This window comes from Pseudomonas agronomica, assembly GCF_025917275.1.
In the GTDB taxonomy this organism is placed as follows: Bacteria; Pseudomonadota; Gammaproteobacteria; order Pseudomonadales; family Pseudomonadaceae; genus Aquipseudomonas; species Aquipseudomonas agronomica.
Genome location: NZ_JAOSHO010000544.1, coordinates 1 through 3130 on the forward strand (window position 1 = coordinate 1; position 3130 = coordinate 3130).

The window sequence follows — 3130 nt, forward strand, 5'->3', positions numbered from 1 at the left end:
CGGGAGCAAGCTCCCTCGCCACATGAGTCACTCCCGCCTTGAGTAGGCAGCCGCTTAGCGACCTTTCTTCCAGAGATACCCACCAATCACCATCCCGATCCCGCAGATGATCGCCACGTAATATGCCGGGCCCATCGGGCTCTCCTTGAGCAGCAGCGTCACGATCATCGGGGTCAAGCCACCGAAAATCGCATAGGCCAGGTTGTAGGAGAATGACAGCCCACTGAAGCGCACCACGGCCGGGAAGGCATTGACCATGACGTACGGCACTGCGCCGATGGTGCCGACCAGCAAGCCACTCAAGGCGTAGAGCGGGAACAGCCACTCGGGGTGGGCGTAAAGGCTGTGGTAGAAGGTCCAGAAGGTGACCAACAGCAGGCCACTGCCGAAGACGAACACCCGGCCAGCGCCAAAGCGGTCGGCCAAGACACCGGCGCCGATACAACCAAGACTCAGGAACACGATCGCCAGGCTATTGGCCTGCAACGCCGTAGTCGGGCTGAAATGGTAGACGGTCTGCAGCACCGTTGGTGTCATCAGGATCACCACGATGACACCGGCCGACAGCAGCCAGGTCAGCAGCATCGAAATGGCGATGGCGCCACGATGGTCGCGCAGCACGGCGCGCAACGGCACTTCTTCGGCCAGGGCCTTGCGTTGTTGCAGCTCGGCGAACACCGGTGTTTCGTGCAACCAGCGGCGCAGGTACACCGAAAACAGGCCGAACACACCGCCCAGCAGGAACGGGATTCGCCAGGCGTAATCCGCCACTTCCACTGGCGTATAAATGCTGTTGATGGCGGTCGCGACCAACGAACCCAACAGGATCCCCGCCGTCAGGCCGCAGGTCAGGGTGCCGCAGGCGTAGCCAATGTGTCGCGCCGGCACGTGTTCGGAAACGAATACCCAGGCGCCCGGTACTTCGCCGCCAATCGCTGCGCCTTGGATCACGCGCATCAGCAACAGGAGGATCGGCGCCCACATGCCGATCTGCGCATAGGTCGGCAGCAAGCCCATGATCAGCGTCGGCACGGCCATCATGAAGATGCTCAAGGTGAACATTTTCTTGCGCCCCAGCAGGTCGCCGAAGTGGGCCATGATGATTCCGCCCAACGGGCGAGCCAGGTAGCCGGCGGCAAAAATGCCAAACGTTTGCATCAGGCGCAGCCATTCGGGCATTTCGGCGGGGAAAAACAGCTTGCCAACCACGGTGGCAAAGAACACGAAAATGATGAAATCGTAGAACTCCAGCGCGCCGCCAAGGGCAGAAAGCGACAAGGTCTTGTAGTCGTTACGGGTCAGCGGACGGGCGGGTTGTGCGGGCGTCGCCGTGCTCGAAGGCGCAGTGGTCATGGCAAGGGCTTCTCTTATAGTCAGTTCTCGGCCCGACCACTCTTAATGGGAACCCGGGCAGGTTCGGCACGATAGCAAATTGTTCGAAAAAGCACATAGAGGCGCGTAATTGACAGTCAAAATCAGAACCCGATGGTCGTATCGACGTCTATCGCCCGATATACTCGCAACCTTGCGACACTCTGTAAGGGGTTGCTGTGCGAAAACGTCGTTGGTGATGTAGTACAAATCAGCCGGTTTCGCAGAGTTTCCCTTTGGCACGCCTTTATGAAAAACGTGACGAACGAGGCATGTTCGGGCTGAATCGTTTTTTTCAAAGACGGCTATTCACCTGAAGTACACGACAGAGTTACGGGTCAGAGGCACCCCCGGCATGATAGAGCTCGAACAAGAAGATCCAATTCCGCAAGGCGACCTGGCCCTGCAAATCACCGCACTTCCCCGTGATACCAACGGCTTCGGCGACATTTTCGGCGGCTGGCTGGTGTCCCAGATGGACCTCGCCGGCACCGCGATGGCCAGCAAGGTGGCGGGTGGGCGCGTGGCGACCGTAGCGATTGATCGCATGGCGTTCCTGGTGCCGGTGGCCGTGGGCGCACAGTTGTCCTTTTATACCCAGGCGCTGGAAATCGGCCGCAGCTCGATCCAGATGATGGTCGAGGTGTGGAGCGACGATCCGCTGTCCAGTGAATGGCGCAAGGTCACCGAAGCGGTGTTCGTGTTTGTCGCCATCGACGGCAGCGGTCGTACCCGTTCGGTTCCACCTCGGGCTCGTTAAACGCGGCGACCGTTTTGCGGTCCATTGCAGTTCATGTTCCTGAACGAGATTTGCAGCATGCCTACGCCCAATGTCGAAGCCGTCAAACTGGATGAACTGAACGGTTGGCGCATCCGCCACGGTCAGGCCGAGTTGCTGGTGGCCCAGCAAGGCGCGCATATCCTGAGTTATCAGGTGGACGGCCAGCCGCCGCTGATCTGGCTCAACGACCAGGCCATCTTCAAGGCCGGCAAGAGCATCCGCGCTGGCGTGCCGGTGTGCTGGCCTTGGTTCGGCAACCTGACCCGCAACCCCGACAGCGTGCAGGCCATGCGTGTCAGCAACGAGCCTGCAACGGCCCACGGGCTGGTGCGGGCGATGGATTGGGAATTGAAGGGCATCGAGACCGAAGGTGAAAGCCTGAAAATCGAATTCGTCCTGCCCTACCCTGAAAACGGCCTGTCGGGTTGGCCCCACCGGGTCGACCTGACGTTGACCATCGTGATGGACGAGCAACTGCATATCCACCTCACCAGTCATAACCGTGGCAGCGAAACCGTCAGCCTCAGCCAGGCACTGCACAGCTACTTTGCCGTGAGCGATGTGCGCAACGTACAGGTCGAAGGGGTGGATGGCTTGGGCTACATCGAGACCCTGGACGATTGGAAGCCCCACGCCCAGGCCGGTGCCCTGCAATTCGTCGGCGAAACCGACCGCATCTACCTCGATACCCCGCCGACACTGAGCATCGTTGACCCGCACTGGCAACGCCGAATCCAACTGACCAGCACCGGCTCACGCTCGGCGGTGATCTGGAATCCCTGGACCGAACGGGCCAAGGCCTTCAGCGACATGGCCGACGACGGCTGGCAGCGCATGCTGTGCATCGAGACGGCAAACGTGATGGACGATGTGGTGACGCTGTTGCCAGACGCCAGCCATACCCTGGGCGTGAGCATTTGCAGCAAGCCGCTCTAAACCACACCACAAAAAACCTGTGGGAGCGAGCTTGCTCGCGAT

The 3130-nt window shown here is 60.3% G+C and carries 3 protein-coding genes; 2 read left to right on the top strand and 1 reads right to left on the bottom strand.

The annotated features are described in order from the left end of the window. Positions 1-54 precede the first annotated feature (54 nt). Positions 55-1353 carry an MFS transporter gene (locus OC610_RS24180; protein ID WP_264431454.1) on the bottom strand — a complete coding sequence of 433 codons (1299 nt, stop codon included), beginning with the start codon at positions 1351-1353 and terminating at the stop codon, positions 55-57. Between the two features lie 373 nt (positions 1354-1726). On the opposite strand from OC610_RS24180, the gene OC610_RS24185 reads away from it, so the two are divergent. Together OC610_RS24185 and OC610_RS24190 are read left to right on the top strand one after the other, a co-directional pair. Beyond that, positions 1727-2131, top strand: a complete 405-nt coding sequence (locus OC610_RS24185; RefSeq protein WP_030139126.1) for an acyl-CoA thioesterase — start codon at positions 1727-1729, stop codon at positions 2129-2131. Positions 2132-2188: 57 nt separating this feature from the next. Continuing rightward, positions 2189-3088: a D-hexose-6-phosphate mutarotase gene (locus OC610_RS24190; RefSeq protein WP_264431457.1), complete on the top strand. Its 900-nt coding sequence runs from the start codon at positions 2189-2191 to the stop codon at positions 3086-3088. Positions 3089-3130 lie beyond the last annotated feature (42 nt).